General features: G+C 39.0%; 22 protein-coding genes and 1 pseudogene. 8 read left to right on the forward strand and 15 right to left on the reverse strand.

Going from position 1 to position 25,705, the window contains the following annotated elements; all coding sequences use genetic code 11:
* The 5 genes and pseudogenes from K5Q29_RS01570 to K5Q29_RS01590 form a co-directional block, all read left to right on the forward strand.
* Positions 1 to 355, forward strand: a pseudogene (locus K5Q29_RS01570) (transposase); the annotation flags it as partial.
* Between the two features lie 226 nt (positions 356 to 581).
* The gene (locus K5Q29_RS01575) at positions 582 to 1,367 is read left to right on the forward strand and encodes an ABC transporter ATP-binding protein (RefSeq protein ID WP_014636900.1); all 786 of its coding nucleotides are present in this window, start codon (positions 582 to 584) and stop codon (positions 1,365 to 1,367) included.
* A 12-nt stretch (positions 1,368 to 1,379) separates the two neighbouring features.
* Positions 1,380 to 2,309, forward strand: a complete 930-nt coding sequence (locus K5Q29_RS01580) for an ABC transporter substrate-binding protein (protein WP_024414534.1) — start codon at positions 1,380 to 1,382, stop codon at positions 2,307 to 2,309.
* A gap of 13 nt (positions 2,310 to 2,322) precedes the next feature.
* Positions 2,323 to 3,348, forward strand: a complete 1,026-nt coding sequence (locus K5Q29_RS01585; protein WP_105139422.1) for an iron ABC transporter permease — start codon at positions 2,323 to 2,325, stop codon at positions 3,346 to 3,348.
* A complete protein-coding gene (locus tag K5Q29_RS01590) occupies positions 3,345 to 4,346 on the forward strand; it encodes an iron ABC transporter permease (RefSeq protein WP_053866960.1) in 1,002 nt (333 codons plus the stop codon). The genes K5Q29_RS01585 and K5Q29_RS01590 overlap by 4 nt, the downstream gene beginning before the upstream one ends.
* 18 nt (positions 4,347 to 4,364) lie before the next feature.
* Here K5Q29_RS01590 and K5Q29_RS01595 read toward each other — a convergent pair whose 3' ends face one another.
* A complete protein-coding gene (locus K5Q29_RS01595) occupies positions 4,365 to 4,844 on the reverse strand; it encodes a glutathione peroxidase (protein WP_105139421.1) in 480 nt (159 codons plus the stop codon).
* 13 nt (positions 4,845 to 4,857) lie between these two features.
* The gene (locus tag K5Q29_RS01600; protein ID WP_105139420.1) at positions 4,858 to 5,574 is read right to left on the reverse strand and encodes a pseudouridine synthase; all 717 of its coding nucleotides are present in this window, start codon (positions 5,572 to 5,574) and stop codon (positions 4,858 to 4,860) included.
* A 133-nt stretch (positions 5,575 to 5,707) separates the two neighbouring features.
* On the opposite strand from K5Q29_RS01600, the gene K5Q29_RS01605 reads away from it, so the two are divergent.
* A complete protein-coding gene (locus K5Q29_RS01605; protein ID WP_205032545.1) occupies positions 5,708 to 6,670 on the forward strand; it encodes a glutathione S-transferase family protein in 963 nt (320 codons plus the stop codon).
* A gap of 443 nt (positions 6,671 to 7,113) precedes the next feature.
* On the opposite strand, the gene dltD is transcribed toward K5Q29_RS01605, so the two are convergent.
* The 10 genes from dltD to K5Q29_RS01655 form a co-directional block, all read right to left on the reverse strand.
* Entirely contained in the window at positions 7,114 to 8,379 is a 1,266-nt protein-coding gene (gene dltD / locus K5Q29_RS01610; protein WP_105139417.1) for a D-alanyl-lipoteichoic acid biosynthesis protein DltD, read from the reverse strand.
* Complete coding sequence (dltC, locus tag K5Q29_RS01615; protein ID WP_002937198.1) at positions 8,372 to 8,611, reverse strand: D-alanine--poly(phosphoribitol) ligase subunit DltC; 240 nt, start codon at positions 8,609 to 8,611, stop codon at positions 8,372 to 8,374. The genes dltD and dltC overlap by 8 nt, the downstream gene beginning before the upstream one ends.
* Before the next feature lie 42 nt (positions 8,612 to 8,653).
* A complete protein-coding gene (gene dltB / locus K5Q29_RS01620; protein WP_105134750.1) occupies positions 8,654 to 9,895 on the reverse strand; it encodes a D-alanyl-lipoteichoic acid biosynthesis protein DltB in 1,242 nt (413 codons plus the stop codon).
* A complete protein-coding gene (gene dltA / locus K5Q29_RS01625) occupies positions 9,892 to 11,427 on the reverse strand; it encodes a D-alanine--poly(phosphoribitol) ligase subunit DltA (protein ID WP_105139416.1) in 1,536 nt (511 codons plus the stop codon). Before dltA ends, dltB begins: the two co-directional genes overlap by 4 nt.
* A 16-nt stretch (positions 11,428 to 11,443) precedes the next feature.
* Positions 11,444 to 11,569 carry a teichoic acid D-Ala incorporation-associated protein DltX gene (gene dltX, locus K5Q29_RS01630; protein ID WP_002937209.1) on the reverse strand — a complete coding sequence of 42 codons (126 nt, stop codon included), beginning with the start codon at positions 11,567 to 11,569 and terminating at the stop codon, positions 11,444 to 11,446.
* A 472-nt stretch (positions 11,570 to 12,041) separates the two neighbouring features.
* Positions 12,042 to 12,392 carry a hypothetical protein gene (locus tag K5Q29_RS01635; RefSeq protein WP_105139415.1) on the reverse strand — a complete coding sequence of 117 codons (351 nt, stop codon included), beginning with the start codon at positions 12,390 to 12,392 and terminating at the stop codon, positions 12,042 to 12,044.
* Between the two features lie 185 nt (positions 12,393 to 12,577).
* Positions 12,578 to 12,946: an SSU0592/SSU0593 family protein gene (locus K5Q29_RS01640; protein WP_105139414.1), complete on the reverse strand. Its 369-nt coding sequence runs from the start codon at positions 12,944 to 12,946 to the stop codon at positions 12,578 to 12,580.
* A gap of 443 nt (positions 12,947 to 13,389) precedes the next feature.
* Complete coding sequence (locus K5Q29_RS01645; protein WP_105139413.1) at positions 13,390 to 13,704, reverse strand: SSU0592/SSU0593 family protein; 315 nt, start codon at positions 13,702 to 13,704, stop codon at positions 13,390 to 13,392.
* 422 nt (positions 13,705 to 14,126) lie between these two features.
* Positions 14,127 to 14,459 (reverse strand): SSU0592/SSU0593 family protein, encoded by a 333-nt coding sequence (locus K5Q29_RS01650; protein WP_024413511.1) that lies wholly within the window; start codon positions 14,457 to 14,459, stop codon positions 14,127 to 14,129.
* A 461-nt stretch (positions 14,460 to 14,920) separates the two neighbouring features.
* Positions 14,921 to 15,625 carry a glucosamine-6-phosphate deaminase gene (locus tag K5Q29_RS01655; protein ID WP_105139412.1) on the reverse strand — a complete coding sequence of 235 codons (705 nt, stop codon included), beginning with the start codon at positions 15,623 to 15,625 and terminating at the stop codon, positions 14,921 to 14,923.
* 349 nt (positions 15,626 to 15,974) lie between these two features.
* Between K5Q29_RS01655 and queA the strand changes: the two genes are divergently transcribed.
* Together queA and K5Q29_RS01665 are read left to right on the forward strand one after the other, a co-directional pair.
* Entirely contained in the window at positions 15,975 to 17,003 is a 1,029-nt protein-coding gene (queA, locus tag K5Q29_RS01660) for a tRNA preQ1(34) S-adenosylmethionine ribosyltransferase-isomerase QueA (RefSeq protein WP_044678960.1), read from the forward strand.
* Positions 17,004 to 17,066: 63 nt separating this feature from the next.
* On the forward strand, positions 17,067 to 17,540 hold the full coding sequence (locus tag K5Q29_RS01665) for an arginine repressor (RefSeq protein WP_002941715.1): 474 nt from the start codon (positions 17,067 to 17,069) through the stop codon (positions 17,538 to 17,540).
* Between the two features lie 289 nt (positions 17,541 to 17,829).
* Here K5Q29_RS01665 and K5Q29_RS10825 read toward each other — a convergent pair whose 3' ends face one another.
* The 3 genes from K5Q29_RS10825 to K5Q29_RS01680 form a co-directional block, all read right to left on the reverse strand.
* Positions 17,830 to 22,089: a family 16 glycosylhydrolase gene (locus K5Q29_RS10825; protein ID WP_221876870.1), complete on the reverse strand. Its 4,260-nt coding sequence runs from the start codon at positions 22,087 to 22,089 to the stop codon at positions 17,830 to 17,832.
* A 371-nt stretch (positions 22,090 to 22,460) separates the two neighbouring features.
* A complete protein-coding gene (locus K5Q29_RS01675; protein WP_013730306.1) occupies positions 22,461 to 23,801 on the reverse strand; it encodes a dipeptidase in 1,341 nt (446 codons plus the stop codon).
* A gap of 118 nt (positions 23,802 to 23,919) precedes the next feature.
* Positions 23,920 to 25,422, reverse strand: a complete 1,503-nt coding sequence (locus tag K5Q29_RS01680; RefSeq protein WP_024396021.1) for a YfcC family protein — start codon at positions 25,420 to 25,422, stop codon at positions 23,920 to 23,922.
* Positions 25,423 to 25,705 lie beyond the last annotated feature (283 nt).

A 25,705-nucleotide genomic window follows, 5' to 3' on the forward strand; every position in this document is an offset into this window, starting at 1 on the left:
ACGGAGCAGAATGGATTTGAGAAAGATATTAAGATTTACGAAGCTGATCCAGTACAAGCTAGCGAGGAATTGGACCAGTTAGCACGGACAGAGAAAGGAAACCTCAAACAAATTCAGTATAATCCTACGTGGAACTATTTCAAGAACTTAGTCAAAGAGAAATTGACAAGTAAAGAGGGAGCCCGCATTTATGCCAAACGCAAGGTAGATGTCGAACCTGTATTTGGTAGGATGAAGGGTATTTTTGGCGTACGCAGAGTTCATGTCAGAGGTCAAAAGGTGGTTGAAACAGAGATAGGATTCCTCCTAATGAGCATGAATCTAACGAAATTGGCTAAGAAATTAGCCCAAAAGAGTAGAAACAGAAAGAAAAACACAGGCAGTTCAGCTGGATTTCATCAGAAGCAGCTCAATCTGTCTGTGTTTTTTATTTACTGGCTAGTTTTTGCCCAGCCTCTTTTTTTATAATGATTCTCATTAAATTAAAATTTTCAGAAAACTCTTTGTTTTGGTAAATTTTTTTGATATAATACTGGTCGGAACAAATTATTAATGAATCATATTCTGGAAAGGAGGAGTTTGTGTCTTCGATTCAAGCGGAAAATATCCAAGTCTCTTACGACAATCGGATTATCATTGATGAATTATCAACAAGTATTCCAAAAGGAAGTATAACTACAATCATTGGTGCCAATGGCTGTGGAAAATCGACCTTGCTTAAGGCGTTGACAAGGATTATTCCTGTTCAAGAAGGGGCTATCTATTTAGATGGACAAGCCATTTCACAACTGCCAACCAAAGAAGTTGCAAAAAAATTGGCCCTGCTCCCTCAGGTCTTAGAAGCGACAGAAGGGATTTCCGTTTATGAACTGGTCTCCTATGGTCGCTTTCCGCATCAAAATGGGCTGGGACATCTCACTGATCAGGATAGAGAGAAAATCAACTGGGCCTTGGAAGTCACCCAGACCGCTCCCTACGCTAGGTTACCAGTTGATGATTTATCAGGTGGTCAGAGGCAACGTGTTTGGATTGCGATGGCACTTGCCCAAGATACGGATACCATTTTCTTAGATGAACCAACAACCTATCTTGATCTCAATCATCAATTGGAAGTCTTAGAACTTTTAAAAGAACTGAATCAAAGCCGACAGAAAACCATTGTGATGGTCCTTCACGATGTCAATTTATCAGCTCGATTTTCAGATTATATGATTGCCATGAAAGAGGGAGATATTCGCTACCATGGTTCTGTGTCCAATATGATGACAACTGAGATACTGAGGGACATTTTTAGCATTGAACCTCAATTGATGCAGGTTGCTGGTCAAGATTACCCTATTTTGCTAACTTACGATTTAAAAAAATAATAAGGAGAAAAAATGAAAAAGTTTTTAGCTATTTTTAGTTTATTTGTTGGGCTGGTTTTCTTAACAGCTTGTTCTAACTCTTCCTCTTCAACAGACGTAGAATTGTCTAGCATGCCAAAGATTGAAGGCATTACTTACCACGGTGACATTCCAAAAAATCCTAAAAAAGTTGTCAACTTTGCTTACTCTTACACAGGCTATCTCTTACAATTAGGAATTGATGTATCTAGCTATAGTCTAGATTTAGAGAAAAATAGTCCCGTCTTTGGAGACAAACTAAAGGATGTTCCACAATTGACAACGGCAGATACAGAAGCGATTGCCGCACAAAAGCCAGATGTCATTCTAGTATTTGCTGGTGATGATAACTTAGAAACACTGAAAGAAATTGCTCCAGTTATTGAAATCACTTATGGAAAGAGTGACTACTTAAAAATGCTGACAGATATTGGTCAGATTTTTGGAAAAGAAAAGGAAGCACAAGCCTGGTTAGATCAATGGGATAAGAAAGTTGCTACTGCGAAAGAGGAATTGAAAGGATTGATTGATACAAGTTCAACATTTACCGTCATGGACTTCTTCGATAAGAACATCTTCCTTTATGGTAATAACTTTGGTCGTGGGGGAGAATTAATCTATCGCGCTCTCGGTTTTGCCGCTCCTGCAAAGGTTCAAGAAGACATCATCAATAAAGAAGGCTGGTTTGGGGTATCTCAAGAAGCTCTTCCAGAATATGTTGGCGACTATGTCCTTGTTAACGTCAATGATAAAACAAAAGAAGCAGCTGCCTCTCTCAAAGAAAGTGATATTTGGAAAAATCTACCTGCTGTAAAGAATGGTCACGTCATCGAGATAGACTATAACCTTTTCTACTTCTCCGATCCGATGTCTTTAGATTTACAAATTGACGCCTTTGTCTCAGAAATTCAAAAACTTCAGTAAAAGGACTGGATATATGAACAAACTAGCGAGTTCTCATTATCCCAAAACAAAGCCAAAGAATATTTGGCTTGTTTTTTTCATCATCTGTCTTTCTTTCATAGCTGGAGTCTATCTTAGTTTACGCTTTGGAGCTATTTCTTATAGCCACCAACAACTGATAGAAACCCTAAAGCATCCACTGACAGATTCTTCCGCTCAGGATGTTATCATCGATTTGCGTTTACCTAGAATGGTAGCCGCCATCTTGGTAGGAGCTGCCATGGCTCAAGCTGGGGCAATGATGCAAGGAATTACACGTAATCCGATTGCTGATCCTGGCTTATTAGGAATCAATGCTGGCGCAGGACTGGCTCTCATTGTTGCCTATGCTCTATTCGGTGGTTTGCACTACAGTCAAATTTTATTAATATGTTTACTGGGCTCCTGTCTGGCAGCCGGTCTAGTCTTTGGTCTAGCTTATCAGGTACAAAAAGGCTACAATCAACTACGGTTAATTTTATCTGGTGCCATGGTAGCAAGTCTATTTTCTGCTATTGGTCAAGCTATTACTATCTACTTTGATTTATCAACTGCAGTGATTGGCTGGCAAGCAGGGGGATTGGTACAGGTAAACTGGAAGATGCTGGCCATCATCGCTCCTCTTATCATCATTGGCCTCATCCTTGCTCAACTCTTTTCACATCAGCTGACCATCCTGAGTCTCAACGAAACCGTTGCTAAAAATCTAGGGCAACGAACCTTACTGATGACCTTGATTTTGTTGGGAATTGTCCTTCTACTCTCAGCTTCTGCGGTAGCTCTTGTGGGCTCACTTTCTTTTGTCGGGCTCATTATTCCTCACTTTATCCGCATGTTTACAGGGAAAAATTACAAGCTACTCTTGCCATTAACTGCCTTTGCAGGGGCTAGTTTCCTCATCTGGGTAGATTTGGTTTGCCGTTCTATCAATCCACCTGTTGAAACTCCCATTAGCGCAGTCATCAGTATCATTGGTCTCCCTTGCTTCCTATGGTTGATTAGAAAGGAGAAACACTTTTGATAAGACATCACAACTCTCTAAAAATATTCACATTCCTACTAATCCTTTTATTTGTCATTTTCCTACTTTCCTTATCTATCGGCTATAGCAATTCATCCTTTTCTGATCTCATTGACATCATGAGTGGTCGTGCCAGTTCATCGACTCTACTTATCATTGGGCGAATTCGCTTACCTAGAATAATCGCCTCCATTATCGGAGGGGCTTCTCTGGCTTTGGCGGGTTTGTTGCTACAAACTTTGACCCGCAATCCTCTGGCAGATTCTGGAATATTAGGAATCAACGCAGGAGCTGGTCTTGTTGTGGCACTATTTGTCGGTCTCTCTTCAAAAATCAGCCCTGTCTTATTGAGTCTCATGCCTCTATTTGCTATGATGGGCGGTGGATTAACCATTTTTCTAGTTTACTGGATTGCACGTAAGAAGCTGTACGGCATCCATCCTGCACGCTTAATTATCACGGGAGTTGGAATTTCGAGCATGTTATCTGGTATTATGGTTAGCATCATCAGCCAATTAGATGACTTTAAGATGGAATACATTGTCCAGTGGCTCAGTGGTCGAGTAAATGGTGGAGATTGGAAAACTATCGCAATCTATACTCCTCTTCTTCTCTTGATATGGCTGGCAACGTTTAGTCGAAGTCGCTCACTCAATATTATGAATCTAAACGACCAGACAGCCATGGCTTTGGGACTCCACTTACAGCGTGAAAGGCGGATTACCTTGGTATTGGCTACCGCCCTAGCCTCTCTTAGTGTCATTTTAGTTGGTAATATCACCTTCGTCGGTCTCATTGCTGGTCACATTGTGCGCAAATGGTTAGGAAATGACCATCGTGTCATCATTCCAGCTACTATGATAATAGGAAGCTTCATTCTACTTCTAGCGGATACCATAGGACGAGTACTACTTGTCGGAACAGGCATCCCAACCGGCATCATCGTCTCCCTTATCGGCGCCCCCTATTTTCTGTGGTTACTAAAACAAGAAGGCTAGATGACTCCAGCCTTCTTATTATTTTTCTAGGTAAAGTTCAATATCCTCTTTAAGTTTTAATGGACTAGTTGTTGGTAAATATCGTTTAACCACACGCCCTTGTCTATCCACCAAAAACTTGGTAAAATTCCACTCGATTCGACCTCCTAATAAGGTCGATTTTTCTTTCTTAAGATAGCGATATAGCGGACTAGCTCCTGCACCGTTCACTTCAATTTTTGCAAAGCGAGGAAAGGTTGTTCCATAAGTCAAACTACAGGTCTGATTGATTTCTTCAGCAGAACCGGGAGCCTGATTTAAAAATTGATTGCAAGGAAAATCGAGCACGACAAAACCCTTTTCTTTATAGCAACCATATAGATCCTGTAGTTCCTTGTATTGAGGTGCCAACCCACAACCTGGTGCCGTATTGACAATCAAAAGCACCTGTCCTTGATAATCAGCCATGGCCTGGTCTGTGCCATCTTGTTTTTGTACTGTAAAATTATAAATGCTCATTATATATCCTCCTCTAGTCAAAATAAGTGAATAAATGTTCCAATTCATTTGGAGTGAGTTGTCTGTATGCACCTCGTTCCAAATCCCCCAGCTCAAAACCTCCAAAGGAAATCCGCTTGAGATAAGTGACCTTGACACCATAGGCTAAAAACATCTTTTTGACCTGATGAAACTTGCCTTCTGCTAGCTTGATGGTCGCTCTGCTATGGTCCAAAGAAGCCTCCAAAATTGTCAAATCTGCAGGCTGGCAACGAGTGCCGTCCAAAAAGGTAACACCTGAAGCCAAAAATGTCGGGGCATCTGGACCTAAGGGGCCGTTGACCTCCACATAGTAGACCTTGTCCACATGGTGGCTGGGATGGAGCATACGATAACCGAGCGGACCATTGTTGGTAATGAGGACTAGGCCCTCGGTATCCCTGTCCAGGCGACCGACGGGGTAGAGACCTTCCCTACTGTCTTGCGAAGAAATCAAGTCGATGACTGTCTGATGCTCTTGGTCTGTCACAGCAGAAACGACTCCTGCTGGTTTGTTGAGTAAATAGTAGACCGAGCCTTTTATCTCGATTTTTCGCCCTGCCACCTGAATCTCTTGGAGTTCAGGATCGACGATCTGACTTAGGCTTTGAGCTGCTTGTCCATTAATCTTGATTTGCTGGGCTTTGAAAAGTTTTTTAACTTGCTTACGCGAGCCAATCTTGGCTTTCTCTAAACATTTGTCCAATCTCATATCTCTATTCTAGCATAAAACCTAGGTCTTGACTTTGATTGAAAAAAGATTATAATACTAATTAGTGATATATATTTGCAGATGAAATCCAGTTTGCTTGGATTTCCTACTTTTTATAATAAAGGAGAACTTTATGGGACTTTTACAAGATGGCAAATGGGTGGATCAATGGTATGACACCAAGTCAACAGGCGGTAAATTTGTCCGTACCGTAACACAATTTCGCAACTGGATTACACCTGATGGACAAGCAGGACCGACAGGTGAGGGTGGTTTTAAGGCTGAATCAGGACGTTACCATCTCTACATTTCTTTTGCCTGTCCTTGGGCCAGTCGGACCTTAATCATGCGAAAATTGAAGGGTTTGGAAGACCATATTTCCCTGTCAATCGTCCATCCGCTCATGTTGGAAAATGGTTGGACTTTCGCGGATGGACCTGGTGTTATCAAGGATTCCCTCTTTAACAGCGACTATCTTTATCAAGTTTATTTGAAAGCAGACCAAAATTACACTGGCCGTGTGACCGTTCCTGTCCTTTGGGACAAAGAAACAAATACCATCGTCAGCAATGAATCGGCTGAAATCATGCGCATGTTTAACTCTGCTTTTAATGATATTACTGGAAATTACGATGACTATTATCCAGCAAACCTGCAAGCCGAGATTGATGCCATGAATGATTTTATCTATCCAAACATCAACAACGGAGTCTACAAGGCTGGATTTTCAACCAACCAAAAAGTTTATGAAAAAGAGGTCAAGAACCTTTTTGCCGCCTTGGATAAATTGGAAGAGCATTTGGCAGACAAGGACTATCTGGTGGGCAATCAATTAACGGAAGCAGACCTTCGTCTCTTTACTACATTAGCGCGGTTTGATCCAGTTTACTTTGGGCATTTTAAATGTAATATAAAGGCCTTGGTTGACTATCCAAATCTGTGGAATTACACTAAGCGACTCTACAATCATGCTGGTATTGCGGAAACGGTAGACTTCAACCATATCAAGCAGCATTATTATGATAGCCACAAGACCATTAACCCAACAGGTATTGTCCCAGTTGGCCCTTACTTGGACTGGACACTTGAAAACTAAAGGCAAGTAGGTTTTACTAAATTCCTCAAACTTTAGCCTCCGATTCCACTTAATTCCTAGAAGTCTATTTAACTCCTGCAAATCTGGACTCTCTTGTAACCTATAGTAATTATCTTGTAGACGTGTCGCCTTCGTACGTTTTAATACTCAATAAAAATCAAAAATAGCAAGTCTAAGCTACTTATAACATGTGAAACCTTAATTTATAAGTTTGAGTTGAGGATTGTGGATTTCAAGTAGCTGTTTTCTTCTAAAAAAATAACAAAATCGAAACGCTCCATATCCACTTGGAGTGGTAGGTGGCTATTTTTGATTTTAAATGAGTATAAGCCTCTTTCACTTCTCTCTGGACTAAAAACAAGTTTTTCTCGGGATTCGTACAAAAAAAGCAAGGAGACTTCCTAATTCAAAGCCTTCTTGCTTTTTATTATAACTGTATCTAACTATTTCAAAAATAGGTTAAAATCTCCCTTGTACGTAGCCCATTCGGAAGTTAAAAATTCTTTTTTTAGCTGATAATGAACAGGCGCCTGTTGTTCTGTCAAGAATGGGTGGATATACTTATCAAGCTCCAGCCAGCCTTGCCAACCGATGTGGATCGTATCTTGCATAAAATAATCTATCCCCCCCTGCTCCGACAAATCAGCAATATGATTGAAACCTTGACTGGTCAACTGGTACTTAATCTTTGCTACTGTTGCCCGATACATATCTTTATTGAGACCAGTGTAGTTCATCCAGCGTTCATTAACCGGGGGAATTACAAATAGCACATCGGTCTGATGTTTAGCAAATTCATTCAAAACCAGCTGAAAATCATTGTACTCCGGTGATTGCAGATAAGATATTTTTGTCTGGGATTGTTTGAGTTTTTTGATTTTTGACTGAAGGCGATTTCTATAAAACCTATCATCAATTTGGAAATCATTTGATTGAGTAGAACGACTCCCGTCCTTATTAGCCACTTTACTCAAGCGGTCATAGGAAAAAGTCTCTGGAAGTTTCATCGCTTCCGTTTCTACCAATCCTAAATTACTACCAGAATCAGCAAAGCGACTAAATAAGGCATCTTGCTTTTCTAATAAATAGGCTTGCCAGATCAACTGTTCTCTATCCCATTTCGACAATTCCTTACCACTAGCTACTTTTTGAAACATTCCTGTCAAACTATAGTCTGATTTAAGCTCTAAGAAACGCTTTGCTGCATATCTATCATAGTCATCCCCAGCACTTGTTTGCAGAAAATGAGTGGCTTGATCACTACTAAAATATTGTTCAAATGCTTTAGATGATGCCCCTTTTGGTGAAAACCATTGAGGAGAAACAACATAGATAGCCTGACTATTTTTTAAATGTTCCCCAATCTGTTGCATGCCAAAATATTGTGTCAGCGAAGCTGCACCACGTTGTCCTAACAAATAGGGAGTATACTCTCTCTGATAAGCATCTGCCAACACTGATGGATGCATACTATCAAAACGCGACCACTCACTTGACCCAAAGAAAGGAACAAAACGATGATTTTTGTCTCCCAGAGCCCTATTTTTCTTATATTTGCTCTTAAAACTAATATAAGACAATGCTACTGCATCTTGTTTTTCTTCTTTGAAATTTGGCCGAGAAGCACTCGGGAAAAACAACAAGGTGAGAATAACTAAAAACGTTGCACAAATCACAGGCCCAAAAATCTGCCACAATTGCTTACGCATGCATCAACTCCACAACACCAGAAATGATTTTGTTAGCTGTATTCCAATCTTCACGACCAAACTCTGAAACTGGAACTGTAATATTAAAACGACTTTCTAACTCCACAATAAGTTCTACAGTCCCCATACTATCTAAAACACCCGCATCAAATAGGTCTTCATCCATCATTTCAGATACATCTTCCATAAATAATTCTTCGATAATATTCAATATTGTTTCTTTTACATCCATTTTATATTCCTTTCTACGATTCATACAATCGTTACCTATTGTCTACTTGAACCACAATTTATCTAAAAATCCTGAAAATATCAAGAAAGAGAACATGACCGTATGGAAGGTCACAAACATACCAGCGAAACTCGTCCAACGATTATCCGGCAGTGGTTCTTGCCCAGCTTTTTTTCGAGCTAAATTAATTGATTTCTTCTTACGAATCCAAGCATCATTGATGATCAACCCCAAAGCATGAAAGAGACCATATGCAATATAATACCATGTTACACCATGCCACAAGCCCATCAAGAGCATATTTAGCAGATAGGCAACATTAGATACCGTATTTCGATTTTTGAAAACCTTATGTTTCAACAAAGTCTTAACCAGACGCATGAAGACGAAATCACGGAACCAAAAAGATAAGCTGATATGCCATCGATTCCAAAATTCCTTAAGATCACGCGATTTGAACGGTTGATCAAAGTTAATTGGGCAGCGAATACCCATAAGATTGGAAATACCTATGGCAAACATGGAATAGCCTGCAAAGTCAAAGAATAATTCAAAACCATAAAGATACATAACTCCAATAGTAGGTAAGTTAAACCATCCACCTTGATCCAAGGCTACTGCCTTTAAAGGCTCCAGTAAAGTATGCCCGATAAAATAGGCTAGAATAAACTTATATAAGAAGCCCATCATAATATAATGCACAGTCTGATCGAGCATATTTAATAACTCAGTTCGCTCTGGAATTTGTTTGTAATCTTCCGTAAACCGTCTATAACGATCAATAGGACCACTCGAAATAGTTGGCATAAATAGCAAAAATCGCAGAAAACTCCCCAAACTAAATTCCGTTAGTAAACCGTCCCGCATTTCAATCACCATTCCGACCGACCGAAACGTTAAATAAGAAATACCTAAAAAACCGAAAATTGCCCCATGCTGACTAAAAGTCGGTACCAACTTTACCCAAGTCAACGGAAAAACAGCTAAACACACAATTATATAGAAAACCCAGCTTTGATTTGCCCGTTGACGATAATGCTTGTAGAAAAAAATCAACATTGTCTGCCAAATAATATAGGCCAATAAAGACAGCAACTGCATTGTCTTTGTACCTGTAAACATCAAGACAATGAAGGCTAAACTAACACCTGTTTCATACAAGGGGAAACGTTTTTTAAAAAAGAGTCCTATAAAAATTGGTACTAGCGCCAAGACTAGATAGAAAAAGTACCATGGATTTCCATAAGGCTCTAACTGAGGTAGCTGTTTGAAAAACTCCATCATTGAGCATTCACCTCAGCGATCAACCCCTTAATATCAATCTTCCCATTTGCAGTCAAAGGAAGACTGTCTCGATAAATAAACTTCGAAGGCATCATATAATCCATCATCCGTTCTTTTAACTCCTGCTTGATGACCTTGGTTAACTCCAACTCTCGATCGAACTGCTCCATAATCCCTGCTTTAGGAACAACATAAGCTAACAGATTTTGCACTTTATGGTCAGCATTATAACGTGGAACAGCCACCGCAGCCTCAATGTAGGTCGATTTATTTAAGTGTTGGGCAACTTCTTCCAACTCGATACGATAACCATTATATTTAATTTGGAAATCCATACGTCCGCCATAGAGTAACAGACCTTCATCTGTCATTACACCCAAATCCCCAGTATGATAGGCCTGTAAGCCGTCAAACTGGAAAAATGCCGCCTCGGTTCTCTCAGGATTATTCAAATACCCTTTAGAGACAGCAGGACCTGATACAACAATTTCTCCCTGTTGACCATTCGGTACTACTTGACCATCCTCATCCAAAATAAAAGTTGGCGAGTCTGGTTTGGTATAACCAATCGGCAAACGTTTATAATTCACCAGCATCTCATCAGTGATGGCAACTGCTGATAAGGCGACTGTAGCTTCGGTCGGTCCATAAGCATTAACAATCACAGCTTTTGGAAAACGTTCGCGGAGCTTCTGAGCTGTTTTTACAGTTAACTCCTCTCCGTCAAAATAGAAATGCGTCAAATCTGGTAAATGTTCCCCATCGAACTCACGAGATAGCAAAGCCATATCTACAAATGATGGTGTCGAAGTCCAAATCTTAAATGGCAAAGTTTGAATAGCTGCAAATAAGGTCTTAAAATCCAAAGTCAACTCTTTCGGTAGAGCAAATAAGGTCCCACCAAGGGCAAGCGTCGGAGCCCAATACATAACCGACAAGTCAAACGAATAGGAAGGTTGAGCCAACATTTGTGGTCGCTCTGGTAGCGCAAACTCCTTATCCCTTATCATCCAGTTAGTAAAGCTGAGCAAATTGTCATGCGAAATTTGCACCCCTTTTGGTTTACCCGTCGTCCCAGAAGTGAAGATAATATAGTAGGTATCATCTCCGCTTACAGGATGCATCAACTGATAAGTCGATTTCTTCTCAAAAATGGCTTCAACTTCAGACAAACCAAGCACTGGCAAACTTGTCTCTAGCGGAAAGTCTGCTACCGCAAACACCAAACTCGGCTCTGCTATTTCCAGAATGGCTTCAATCCGATCCAAAGCAGAATGACTATCTACAGGGATATACGGATGACCAGCCTTGGTTAAGGCAACAAAGATTGCCAACATCTGGTACTCCTGTCCGCCAAAAACAAGGACAGGAGAGTTTGCTGGTAAATCCAAACTATCAATATGGGCTGCTAAAGAATCTGAATCTGCCTTTAAATCCCCATAACTATACAACTGTCCTAGATGATGGTAAACAGGGTAGTCAGGATTTTCTGTTGCAAAATGCTCTACCCGCTCTAACATGCTGCTAATCATTTTTATACTCTCCTCCTTAAAACTCATTATAGATAAATCCTCCCTGTCCAATGTCTAAATAACTATACAGATACAAAAGTAGTAACAATATAAAAAAATAGAACAGGGTTCTACAGATAAATCGTACAACTGGATGTTGCATGTTCTATCTCCTTCCATCTCTTATTCTTGTGAATTGCTTTAAATACAATGTCTAGTCAATCTTGACTTACTTCGAACTCATTATTCATTAAATGATTAATTTTAAATCAACCTATATTTTACCATAATTTTGTCAATTTATTTCTTTTTTCACTAAAAAATACAAGAATATGCCTGTTATACAAAGACTGTATTTTTTATCAATGCAATATAAAAAGTTTAGAACAATTACAATATCCTAAACTTTTCACTCTTTAATTTATCTAAGAAAAATTACAACCGAGACTCAAGAAATATGGAATTCGTGTCAACATCTCATTCGCAAAAAATGTGAGGTCTATTACATAATTTCTTGCACAATCTCTGGTTTAGATGCCTAGATCTCTCCAATATTTCATACGCTTTTCATTTGAATAAAGGCTCAAATGAACCACTGTTCTCTATCCATATGAAGTCAACAAAAAATAGAAATCTTAGCTAAAAATATTTTTGACAAAAGTTGTAAAACGATTCCAAAGCTTCCAAAACCATGAAGAGTTTTCAGGAGATTCTGGACTCATTTTAATTGGTCCAAGCATGCTGACACCTTTATTTTCTAAATTAGTATTTTTAGGAAATTTTGCAATAATTCTATACTCCTTTGAGTTCGGATTTTTGAGAGCATTCTTCAAAGAGTTTTCATTTATCGGATTATATCCTCGTGCTACAGTCTGATCTCCTGCATTAATATTGTCATTTGCGTGGGCGGTTGTGCTAGCAAAAGTTGCAACCGCAAGAGTTGTAATGAGTGTTAAAGCTGCTAGTTTTGAATTAGCTCGTTTCATGAAATGTCTCCTTTTGTAAAAACGAAACCTACCTCAACCCAAAAGAGCAATGGCAGGAATGCTATATTGAGGTTATAAATATATATAAAAGATTTTTAAAGGGTAATATAGAAAAATTACCAAGATTTACATATTAAAATTTACACAATAACTTTACATATATTTTTTGATAAATAAATTCTAGATTACCACCATCTATTATTGAACAAATTTTTCACACCGAAACCACGACGTACTCCACTGTGAATAAATTTTTGGAAAACTGTTTTGAACTTCTTCCATAAGTTCCAAAACCAAGAATCAGATGAATTAGCTGAATCAGCATCCTGACCATTAATAGATCTCAAATTTTCAACTCCCTCATTCATAGTATAAGAAGGACTATGCTCTGTAATCATAAAAACCTTATATCCTATTGGCTTAAGAGTCCCTGATGATTTGACACTATAGTCTTGTGCACCAGCAGTTACACCACCTGCAGTGCTCATCAGCAGAGCAAGAGCCATAGCACACAGACCAACTTTATAACTACGTTTTGTTACAATACGTTTCATTTTTGAAATGTCTCCTTTATACAATTCGCCCTTTTTTAGACAATGTAATGCCAGTATAGCACAAAAAAATAATGTAAATCTCAACTTTAGAGAAAGATTAGATAAAAAACCATTAAATTCCAAAAAATAAAAATATTAATATAAAAATTAGGAAATAGGATACGCTCCGTTCAAGAGAACCTTGTCTCGAATAAGCGAAGCAATAAAAAAGAATATCTCTAAAAAATTTAAAACCCTCTATTTTCATAGAGGGCATACTATTTTGAGTTATATTATTAAAGTTATGAATGTATAGATGAAAAAGATTTTTAAGAGGGTAATATTTAAGAGGGTAATATATAGAAAATTAAAAATTTAAGAAAGATTAATGAAGGTATGAAGGATTTGCAAATTTAATTGACTAAATATTACAAGAATATAACTCTAGATAGTAAACATTCTACTTAACACCATCCAACTCCACGACAGAACGCTTCCCAGAATGTTTTTACACTACTCCAAAAAGAATCAAACCATGATTTGGTTTCAGATGGTTTAGTTGTAGAATTATTCACAGGTTTCAAAACTATGCTCCCCTGTGCAAAAGACTCCGCTGGAGCTTCCAACAGCCTATACACTTTGGTATCACCTCGGGTTTCGACACTGTAGGTCTCCGTACTTGCATGTGCAGTTGCGCCACCTGCAGTGGTCATTAGCAAGGCCAAAGCCATGGCACTCAAACCAATTTTATAACTACGTTTTGTTACAAGTTGCTTCATTGTTGAAATATCTCCTTTATACGATATTCGTCTCTACAAGTGATAGTATAGCACAAACAGACAACTCAAATTCCAACTTTAGAAAAAGGTTAGATAAAAAACTATAAAACTCCAAGATATGGAAATATTAATATAAAGATAAAAAATATACATGCAATGTTTGTGGTTCAAAAAACTTGTCTCGAATAATTGTGATAATAAAGAAAAAATATCTCTAAAATGTTTAAAACCCTCTATTTTCATAGAGGGCATACTAATTCGAGTTATATTATTAAAGTTATGAATGTATAGATGAAAAAGATTTCTAAGAGGGTAATATATAGAAAATTAAATAATTTAAGAAAGTTAGTGAAGTATGAAGGATTTGCAAATTAATTGACTAAATATTACAAGATTATAACTCTAAATAGTAAACATTCTACTTAACACCATCCAACTCCACAACAGAGTGCTTTCCAGAATTTTTTTACACCACCCCAAAATGAACCAAACCATGATGTTTTTTGTCCAGAAGGGGCTACTTGATGCATAGGTGAGTTGATAGACTCTAAGTTGTGAACTCCACCATTTTGAAAACCTTGATTTTGGGCTGGAGTTGCTAGAAGGACACTATCTCCTCGTTCTGAAATATTGCCTGTTGATGTTAGTCGTTGCTCTGCATTTGCAACTGCACCACCTGCAGTAGTCATCAACAATGCAAGTGCCATAGCGCATGCGCCAACTTTATAATTATGTTTTGTTACAATATGTTTCATGATGAAACATCTCCTTTGTATAGATATTTGCTTCCTCCTATCGGAAACGTAGTAACAGTATAGCACAAAAAAATAACTCAAAAACCAACTTTAGAAAAAGATTATATAAAAACCAGAAAACTACCTGAAAAAAATGAAAACGTTATACAAAACGTAGAGAAAATGATACTGCTTCGCCTATTTCACTTGTTCCTATCAATTTTCAACATGATAAAGGATAGCAATACCTCTTGTTGAAAGTTTCTCTCAAATCCAACTTAATGTTATAATCCATTCAATATATAACAACTGATATGGATTATCAGAATAGCAAAAGGCATGCCCTTAAAAATATAAGTTACATGCCTTTTCACAATTTTTGTCAAATTCACAATGGAAAAAGAACCTAGATTCATTCAGAAATTATACTTATTGTACTGTTGCAACCAACTTTATGTCTAAGAATAATCGTTTACAACATACTACACTAATTTACTTGCTGCGGCTTGGTCGAGGATAAGAACGACATCGTCATGGTTTTGGAGGACGCTTGCTGGGACATCTTCTGTCACAGGACCTTCCACAGTCGCCTTAATGGCGTCAGCTTTTTCCTGACCATAAGCCATGAGGACAATGGTCTTGGCTGCCATAATGTTGGCGATGCCCATTGAGATAGCCTGTTTAGGCACTTCCTCTGGATCCGCAAAGAAGCGAGCATTGGCTTCGATGGTTGATGGCGCCAATTCAACCAGATGGGTCTGACCATCAAATGGAGCACCTGGTTCGTTGAAACCGATATGGCCGTTGCGACCGATACCCAAAATTTGAAAATCAACTGGATGTTCAGCTAAAATTTTATTGTAACGTTCTGTTTCAGCAACTACATCTGTCGCCAAACCATTCGGTAAAAAAGATTGTTTAAACAGTTTGGCATTGAAAAGATTTTCCTTCATAAAATGAATATAGGATTGGTCACTCTCCTCACCTAAACCGACATACTCATCCAAGTTTACAGATGTCACATCCGAAAAGTCTAAATCCGACTCACGAATCAATCTGTAAAATTCTAACGGACTGGAGCCTGTTGCCAAACCTAATACCTTGGCACCTCCGTTCATTTTTTCTCTCAAAATGTCTAATGCTACAGTTGCTCCTTCAACTTGATTGTTTACTACATGAATTTTCATAACACACCTCTTTGGTCTATACCATTTCTAGTTTTTTCTTTATTATATGGTATAGACCAATTTTTGTCAAGAATTTATTCCTATAGAGTATTAAATCAACACAAATAATTTTAAATCTCTTCTCACTCCATAAAGACTAAAGTGTCTAACTATGATATAATACATTTATGACAGATGTGCTTTTTTACTTATTTTTTATTGGTATTCTGTTCTGCCTTACTGGCTATTTTATTTCTAAATCAAAGGTCCTAAAGTTTATTTTCTACCTGATTGGTAGTCTATTGGTGGCTTTGCCATTTGCCCTATTGATTTATTTTACCTATATTTTATTTTAGTCTAAGGAGTGAATATGAATACTGCAGATTTTGATTTTGATTTACCCGAAGAGCTTATCGCTCAAGTTCCCCTTGAAAAGCGCGACAGCTCTAAACTATTGATCCTCGACCGCGAAAAACGGAGCATGGTTGACAGTCACTTTGACCATATCATCGACCAGCTGAATCCCGGTGATGCTCTGGTCATGAACAATACACGTGTTCTGCCTGCCCGTCTCTATGGCTACAAGCCTGAAACTATGGGACATGTTGAGCTTTTGCTTTTGAAAAATACCCAAGGTGATCAGTGGGAAGTGCTTGCCAAACCAGCAAAACGCCTGAAAGTCGGTACCACAGTTGCCTTTGGTGACGGACGATTAACTGCTACTATCGTAGAAGAATTAGAACACGGTGGAAGAATTGTTGAATTCTCCTATGAAGGTATCTTCCTTGAAGTCTTGGAAAGCCTAGGCGAAATGCCACTTCCACCTTACATTCATGAAAAATTAGAAGACCGTGAACGCTATCAAACAGTTTATGCCAAGGAAAACGGTTCTGCCGCAGCTCCAACTGCTGGACTACATTTCACCCAAGAATTACTCGAAAAAATCGAAGCTAAAGGAGTGAAACTAGTCTATCTGACTCTTCACGTTGGGCTTGGGACCTTCCGACCAGTCTCTGTTGATAACGTTGATGAGCATGAAATGCACTCGGAATTCTATAACCTATCAGCAGAAGCTGCTCAAACACTCAATCAGGTCAAAGATAGCGGTGGTCGTATCGTCGCAGTCGGCACAACATCCATCCGCACCCTCGAAACCATCGGTAATAAATTTGATGGCCGTTTGGAAGCTGATTCTGGTTGGACAAATATCTTCATCAAACCTGGCTACATCTTCCGAATCGTTGATGCCTTCTCAACCAATTTCCACCTACCAAAATCTACTTTGGTTATGCTAGTTTCTGCCTTTGCAGGTAGAGAATTTACGTTAGATGCCTATAAACATGCTGTTGAAGAACGTTACCGCTTCTTTAGTTTTGGGGATGCAATGTTTATTCAATAGGCTGTTATCACCAATTTATTCTGAGTTCAGATTTTATTTTCCTTACATCTCAAGGAGGGCCCTATGAACAAGATTGAAAGCCGCCATCAGCTAATCCTGTCTCTAATCATGGAGAAGAAAATACATACCCAGCAGGAATTGCAAGAATTACTAGAGGTCAACGGAGTCTCCGTCACCCAATCTACCCTCTCCCGTGACATCAAGATGCTCAATCTTGTCAAAGTCAACGAAGATGATTCTTCTCACTATGTCATCAACCCCATTGCTCCTACTCGCTGGGAAAAACGACTGCGACTCTATATGGAAGATGCTTTGGTCATGCTAAAACCTATCCAACATCAAGTGGTGCTCAAGACCCTACCTGGATTGGCCAACTCATTCGGTTCTATTTTGGATGCCATGGAAATTCCTCAAATTGTAGCGACCGTCTGCGGTGACGATGTCTGTCTCATCATTTGTGAAGATGTCGAGGGGGCACAAGCTTGCTTCGAGCACTTGAAACAGTTTACTCCACCATTTTTCTTTAGTAAATTATAAAAATTTGTGTTCACAAACAAATACTTAATTTTAAAGATAATTTTTCAAATAAATATCAATAACTTCCCTTTATACTCATAAACGAAAATCTCCCGTAATAAGATTTATTACGGGGGATTTTTAGTAGCCTATAAAAAATTATCCTGTTATTCATAGCCTTCTAGTTTACTTTTTGTACAAGGCAATGAGCTACATGCTATACTTGGGTACGGCAAAGCGAGTGAAAGAAAAACTAAATGACTATATCATTACAATTAGAAAGCCCTAAACATTCACTCAAATGGCTATGTTACTCCTCTTTCCTCCGACGAATAGCAGCTGCTAGGCCGATAAGTCCAAGAAGAGTGAATCCAAGACCATCTACTGCGCCTGTATTTGGCAATTCTTTCTTCTGAGAAGCTACTTGCTTGGAATTTGACTGCTCACTGCTTGGTTTTGATACAAGGGATAAAGGTGTGACAGATGGTCCATAGTTTGATGTCAGGTATCCCTTAAAGGCAGGGCGTGGTTCTGCTTGGACACTTTTTCCTTTAGCAGTAATCAGAGGTAGCTTGCCTTCTGGTAAGGGCTCCGCTTTGACGCTGTCTCCTTTTGCTGTCACAGGAACTAACGCTTCACGCGCTGCTTTTACTTCTGCCAAGTAACCATCAACAAACGCTTGGTTATTTCTACTTAGTTTCCAATCAATCTTGTTCAAGACCTCTTTTAAAGTCGCCACGCTCTCTGGTGTATAGGAATTTAAATCAGTAGGAATCTTCCCAACTTCTTCTCGCAAATCTCGGTACTCTGCCCAAAAATAATCAGAATTGTTTTCCGTAAAACTGTGCAAAAGTTTTTTAATTGAGTCATAGCTGTAAGGCTTGCTTGGGTCATCTGCCCATACCGCAACCATGCTACCGATAATGGGTACCTTAGTATTCTCAGATTTCGGTACTTGATCAAACCTTGTTGATTTAGTTCCTCGAAGACCTTGATCAAGGTTATACCATCCCAAACCTTCTGCTTCACGTCCAATAACATAGTACCAAGCATCATTTGTATTAAGAATTTTATGCCCTTTTTCATGAAGGAATTTTGAGGAAGCAACATCATATCCTCCCCAACCTCCTGTCCAGAAAGAAGCAATAATGTCTTTATCAAAAGTACCCGAACTAGTATCGTGGTTATAATAGATACCATCATTGAAAGCCATTGGCTCTAAACCATGCTTCTTGACGATAGCTGCTAAATCATTGGCATATTGAATAAACTTACCATAATCACCTTGTGTCTGAAGAATGTGCCATCCAGAAGCATTTGTAGCATCGTTAGCATACTCATCTAAGCCAATATTGAAAATTTTAGATTTGCCTGCAAAGTAACTAGCATATTTATCAATTAAGGCTTTAGTAAAAGCAACTGCTTGGTCATTTTTTAAATCAACTGTACGTGCAGATGTTTTGCCATTATAACTAAATTTTGGCGATTTTATCCCCAATTCTTCCATTGCTTCTACAATCGCATCCATATGACCTGGGCTATTGATAGTTGGAATAATGGAAATATTTTTTTCCTTAGCATAAGCAAGAATATCATCCATCTCACTCTGACTTAAGGTTGTACCGTTTGGATCGTCATAATAATGCTTATTACCATTTATTATTGCTTTTCTAACTGCTTCACTGTCATACACCTTATCTCCAACGGTCAAATTCATATCATCTAATAAAAATCTCAGACCATCATTTCCCAATAAGAGGTTCATATCCGTGTAACCATAAGAAGAAATTAAATCAATAATCTCCTTTATCTGATTTACAGAGAAATACTTGCGACCGGCATCGAGTGAAAAAACTTTGGACAAAGCTAGTTTTTCTTGATCAACAATAGGTTTTTCTGGTTCTGCTTCAGGATGAGTAGCTACAAAAGTTACTTTTGCTAACTGAACATCACTGGCTTGCAAGCTTTTCTCTGTTCCATCTTCCAACTTATAGGAAATACCTTTGACCGTTGGAAAGACGATCTTCACAAATTTAGTACCTTTTCGAATGTTGCGAATATCAAATGTAGTGCGTGCATAAGCTGGGGTTGCTTCTACGAAATTATCCACTACAGTAACATTCTCTTTATTCCAGCTTTTGCCATCAACAGATGAATACACAGTGAAGTCAATTTCACCGTCTTTTGCATTTATCAAATGTTTGCGAACAGATTTTCCTTCATTAGCCCCTGCTTCTTTATTATAGACAGAATAGTCTTCAAGTGTTTTGTAATAAGTCGTTAAGTGCAAAGCCTCTGGATTAGCAATCTTGTAAACTAGTGCATTTTCGCCATCACCATCAGCATAGAGCCTGCTTGTTTCGTAACGTGGTTGACCTCCATAGTAGAAATTATTTTTGTTTTCATGAGCTGCTTTCCCGTTAGAGACTGTTACGAGGTGACCAAGTTTTTGCTGTGGCTTAATGACATAATCATTAGGCTTGGCATCATCTAGATTATCAAAACGTACCTTACTTTGATCTGCTTTTTGATAAATTCGAACCCAATCAACCAAGTACTCACTATCCTGTTTAGTCATGTTGCGTTTGTAATCAACATCACCAACCCAGCCATCACCAACTTGGGTTTCCAGTATTGGGAACATAGGGCGGGTGTGCATACCATCCCGATCCTTACCACGGTCTGTTTGAAAAACAAATTTTCCATCAATATACCATTTGATGACATCTGGAGTCCATTCGACTTCGTAGACATGGAATTCCTGACTCCAAGCTTCGTAATTCTTATAAGCTGAGCCATCAGATTTTTTATTTTTTGCCAAAATACCAAAATGGTTAGTTGTCCATGCATCCCATGGATTTTGACCAAGGTATTCCAAAACGTCAATTTCGTCATGCCCGGTCTCATCCTGTGCCAACATCCAAATAGCAGGCCAGATTCCCTTAGAGTCATTTACCTTAGCTCGAACAGCCATTCGACCAAATTGGAAAGAATACTTATCTTTAGATTCTAGGCGACCAGAAGACCATGTTACTTTATCTGGTAATTCTTTATCATCATACCGATCGTGCCCAACTGCTTCAACCAAAGCTTTTTTATCCTTATGGTTCGTGCTACGGATAGACAAATAGCTCTTGTCACCATCTTTTTTGATAGAAACTGCTTTACGATTGTATATAGCCGCATGATTCCACATGCCATCAATAATTTGCCATTTACTTTCATCAATCTTGTCGCCATTAAATTCATCAGACCAGACTAATGTATCGTATTCAGATTTTGGTGGAACGTATTCTGGAGCAGATTCGTCATAAGATTTTCCTCGTCCCATAATCTGAATTTCTGAATAGCGAAGAGGAGTATCGTCTACGCGAGTACCTCTAAAGCGAACATAACGCGCCTTAGAATTTTTTGGAGTTTTAATCGTTATAATCTGTTCCTTGTCAATGGTGAAATTTTCATTCTTATAGATTGTATTATAATTATTACCATCATTATAATCATCATCCAAATCTATCCGGAAATTACGATACTCTCCAGGAGCTAACTGAACCTTGATTTCCTCAATAGTATAGACATTTCTAAATTCATATTGAAGATAGGCCTGGTTCCCTATTGATTCTTGAGTAGTATAATTCTCGTCGAACTTGCCATCGTTAATGGCTTCTGGATTAGTTGGAGCCTTACCATAGAAATATGGTTTTTTCAATTTAGCGAGGTTGACTAGCTCGGTTTGTGGTTCTTCATTCGTACCAGCATCTGCTTCAACCTGCGCCAAGACTTCTATCTCGTTAAAGAGAACGCCATTACTATATCCCTTCCAGGAACTGTTTGTATTTTGGATATAATGCCCCCGTCCCCAAATACGAATATAACGAGCATTGATTGATGTTGGCAATTGGATGACTTGAGGCTGTCCTTTATTTGCAACTGTTTCTTCTACATCTGCCTGTTTGAAAATGACTTCTGTGGTTTCAGGAGAAAAATCTGCACTTGTAGACAATTCCACTTTAACATCTTTAAAAGTAGACACTGCATTATCATAAGTATTACGATGAATTTTTACAGTATGGACGGGAACTTCCTTTTCAAAATCATACTGAACGTAAACATGATCCCACTTGGAGTAACCGTTATCTGATTCGCCAGTTTCTTTACCAGCAATGATTTTGGTATTGCTATTGGCATCATCGCTACTACCGTAAGCACTCCCATCGGTAGCTGCATCTGGATTTTTTATAGAAACAGAAGGGACCGTTGATAATTCCGAAACCATCTGATGCTGGCTGTTAGTTACGGGCTTTTTCCCTTCTACCACATTTTTATCAGCTACTTGTGGTTCCTCCCGTTTTTCTTCTGGAGTTGGAGGTTCTGTTTCAGTTGATGGAGTAGCTTCCACAAGTGGTTTTGCTTCAATAGCAGGTGGAGTTTCATTGTTGATTGCTACTGGTTCTCCCTGAGATACCTCCTCTGCTGCAACGGTCTGTCCTGCCCATACCAAAAAACTGGTACAGATGAGAAGCTGACCAAGGATGACTTTTTTCGTAAACTTACCTGTTTCTTTTTTCATTATTTCCTCCTATAAAGTCTGCAAGTTTATCCTACCTATAGCCAAAATAAAGCAGTTTGTAAACCTTTTTAGCCTCGTATAAGACTCAAAATTCAGTTTACTGGTTGATGTGCGATCGCATTTTCTGTCACAAATATAACATGTAAGCGTTTTATTGTAGAATAGTCTAACTTGACTTATTCTATATGCAGATGGGGTCTATTTCTAAAACAGCATATAATAAGTCACACTTTCATATATTTTTGTATACTTCTTGTAAACAGTGACACATTTCTATCTCATCTTTTTAATGATATTCTTCATAAAAAAAGCCCTTAGATATTTCACTAAGAACTTTTAAACTGTAATTTAATAATCAATGCTGACAATGTCTATTCCGCAGCTAGGCGATAGACTGCCTCAGCATAAATATCCATTGTTTTATATAAGTCTTCTAATGGCATCCGTTCATTTTCCTGATGCTCTGTTTGTTCTGTATCTGGGAAACATGCACCAAAGGCCACACAGTTTGGCATAGTACGAGCAAAGGTAGCCCCACCTGACGAGATTGGCTCGCTTGTCAAATCTCCTGTCTTATCTTGATAAACAGACATGAGCGTAGATACCAGCTGGCTGTCTAATGGCACATACAAGGAAGCAAGGTAGTCGTACTCTTCATAGGTCAAGCCACATGATTGCGCTTTGGCTTGTAAAGTAGAAACTAGGGCTTCTTTATCCGCAGTGACAGGAATACGAATGTCCAAGCGAATTTCTGATTTTTTTGCGCTAATGGTTAGACCTGCAATATTGAAACTGAGTGTCCCTGATGGTTCATCAGTCACATCACCAAAAAGCTTAAATCCTGTGGCATCTTCACCAACTGCATTGACGATAAAGTCCAAGGCTGGATGGCTTTCGAAATGTTCTAAGGCCTTTGCCAATCGAACGATGGCATTGACCCCCTCGGCAGCATCCTTGGCGTGCCGCGAAATACCAAGAACCGTTACTTGATCATCTTTGGTTTCATAATCAAAGCCTAATTGATCTAATTCCGCAATAACTCCCGCTAATAAATGACCAGAATAGCTCGCCTTGGCAGGTACTACGTTATAGGCAGTCCCCGCTTCGATACTCAGACAAGGGTGCCCTGGACCATGCAATTTGGCCTGTAGCAATCCTTTTTCAGCATAAGTCAAAGGGAAGGAAGAATCTGGTGCAAAGCCCATAGTTGCCACTTCTTCCAACTGATTGTAGCGGTTCATACACCGCCATAAGGTCTCTTCATCTGTTCCAAAAATGAAACGAATCCGTTTGTTAAATTGGACTCCCGCATCAAGAAGTGCTTTTACTGCAAATAAAGCCGCCATCGAAGGACCTTTATCATCCTGAACCCCGCGTCCAATAATATAGTCTCCCTCTACCACAGCCTCAAAAGGTGGCGTCTGCCATTGACTAAGATCACCAGCAGGTACCACATCTAAGTGGCAAAGTATTGCTAATAATTCTTCGCCTTGCCCAATTTCAGCATAGCCATAATAGCCAGCAGGGTCTAAATAAGTTTTAAAACCCATCTTTTCCGTCAAAGCCAACGTGTGCTCCAGAACATCCTGAATCGCTTGACCAAATGGCGTATCTGCCTGATGTTCTTGCAAAACAGAAGGAAAAGCAACCAGTTCTTGGATGGCTTGAATACATGCCTCCTGATGCGATGACTGAATAAAACTCGTTCTCATTGTGTCCCCTTTCAACATAATAAGATATTATATATTTTCTAGCACTATTCTATCATAAAAGGAAAAACTGAGCCAAATTTTATCTGTATTCGTGATAAAATCTGACCCAGAATTTCGATTAGAAGAATGTCGCAATGACCAAAATAGCTATGGAGGCAATCATGATGCCTACGATTAACTTACCTACAAATTTATACCAAGTACCAATTTCAACACGACCAAGTGCCAAGGCTCCCATTACAATACCTGATGTTGGAGCTACCAAGTTCAAGAGACCTGATGCAGCTTGGAAAGCTGTGATAACCAAGCTCGCTGGTACATTTACAAACTCACCAAGAGGTGCCATGATACCCATAGAAGCCCCTGCAAGACCTGATGAAGATGGAATCAAGAAGGACATTGGTAGGTAGAAGAGATAGGTCAAAATGATGAATACTTGTGAAGACAAACCTTGCAATCCTTCTTCACCCATGTGGAGAATAGTGGCAGTAATCATACCATCGTTCATGATGACTTGAATACCACGCGCGATAGCACAAATCAAGGCTACACTGAAAATATCAGCCGCACCGAACATGAAGGATTTTACCAAACGTTCTTCACTCATACCATAAACTAAACCAACTACAATCCCTGCGATACCAAAGAGCATTGCTCCTTCTGGGAAGTACCAAGTACCAAGAGCAGCTGTTGAAGAACCAATCACTTGACCGATGAATGGAAGACCAATCAACCAATCTTTAAATTGTGTAAAGATAGTCACACCCAAATCTTCCCATGGAATAAAGCTACAAATCATGAGAACAAATGTTAGTACAAATACCCAGAGAACACGTTTTTGAGCTGGTGATAATTCTGCATTCACTTCTTGAGTTGCTGTTACATTAAAGTGTTGCATATCTGCTTCACGCTGTTTGTAAACCAAGGACTTAGTCGGATCGTTTTTCACTTTCTCAGCATAGTTGGCTACAAAGAGAACCCCCATCAAGAGAATAACAACGAAGAAGACAAAGCGCCAAATCATACCGTCTGCAACACTTACACCTGCTGCATCAGAGGCTACAACCGTTGCAAATGGGTTTACAGTAGAAGCCAAACAGCCGATTTGAGAACCTAGCAAGATAATGGCTACACCAGTAATACTATCAAAACCAACCGCCATCATAACAGGAACAAGGAGTGGGAAGAAAGCCATTGTTTCTTCACCCATACCATAGGTTGAGCCTCCCAAGGCAAACAAAGGCATGAGGATGTAAATCAACATTTTTTCACGACCTTTGAAGCGTTTTACAATAGAAGCAATCCCTACATCAAGTGCACCTGTTTCGTTAACTACACCAAGAAAGGCACCAACCATGATGATGAAGAATGCTACGTTAATCGCTGCTTCAGTCGCACCGTGACCAAGCATGGCACGAACTGGAGCCATAAAAACATCGTAAATCCCTTGTGGATTTTGAGCAACCTTCTCATAGGTACCAGCCACTAAACGTCCGGCTTCATCAACCTGATACTGACCAGCTGGAATAATCCATGTCATCACTGCCATAAAGGCAATAATGAGCATCAATATTGTATAAGACGAAGGCAATTTAAAGCCTTTTTTCACTTTTTCGCTCATCGCAAAAACCTCCTATAATATTTTAAAAGTTTATCCCCTATTTAAGGGAAATTGTATCCGTAATAACCGTATCAAATATCCACCTATCTTCAAGAGATGTCTATCTCCTTCAGTCTATTATCTGAAATCATTGCTTATAGATAGATACTTGATAGGAAATGGATGAGAGGGGAGGGAGCTTAGAAGCCCAGACCTTCATGTTTCGATTAAAGGGAACCCTTGTAGGACTATCAACACTTCCACTCCCCTAACTCCATCAATAAATAACCCGTCTAGTTTAAAA

This window comes from Streptococcus sp. 2018037, assembly GCF_019754195.1.
Classification (GTDB): Bacteria; Bacillota; Bacilli; order Lactobacillales; family Streptococcaceae; genus Streptococcus; species Streptococcus hashimotonensis.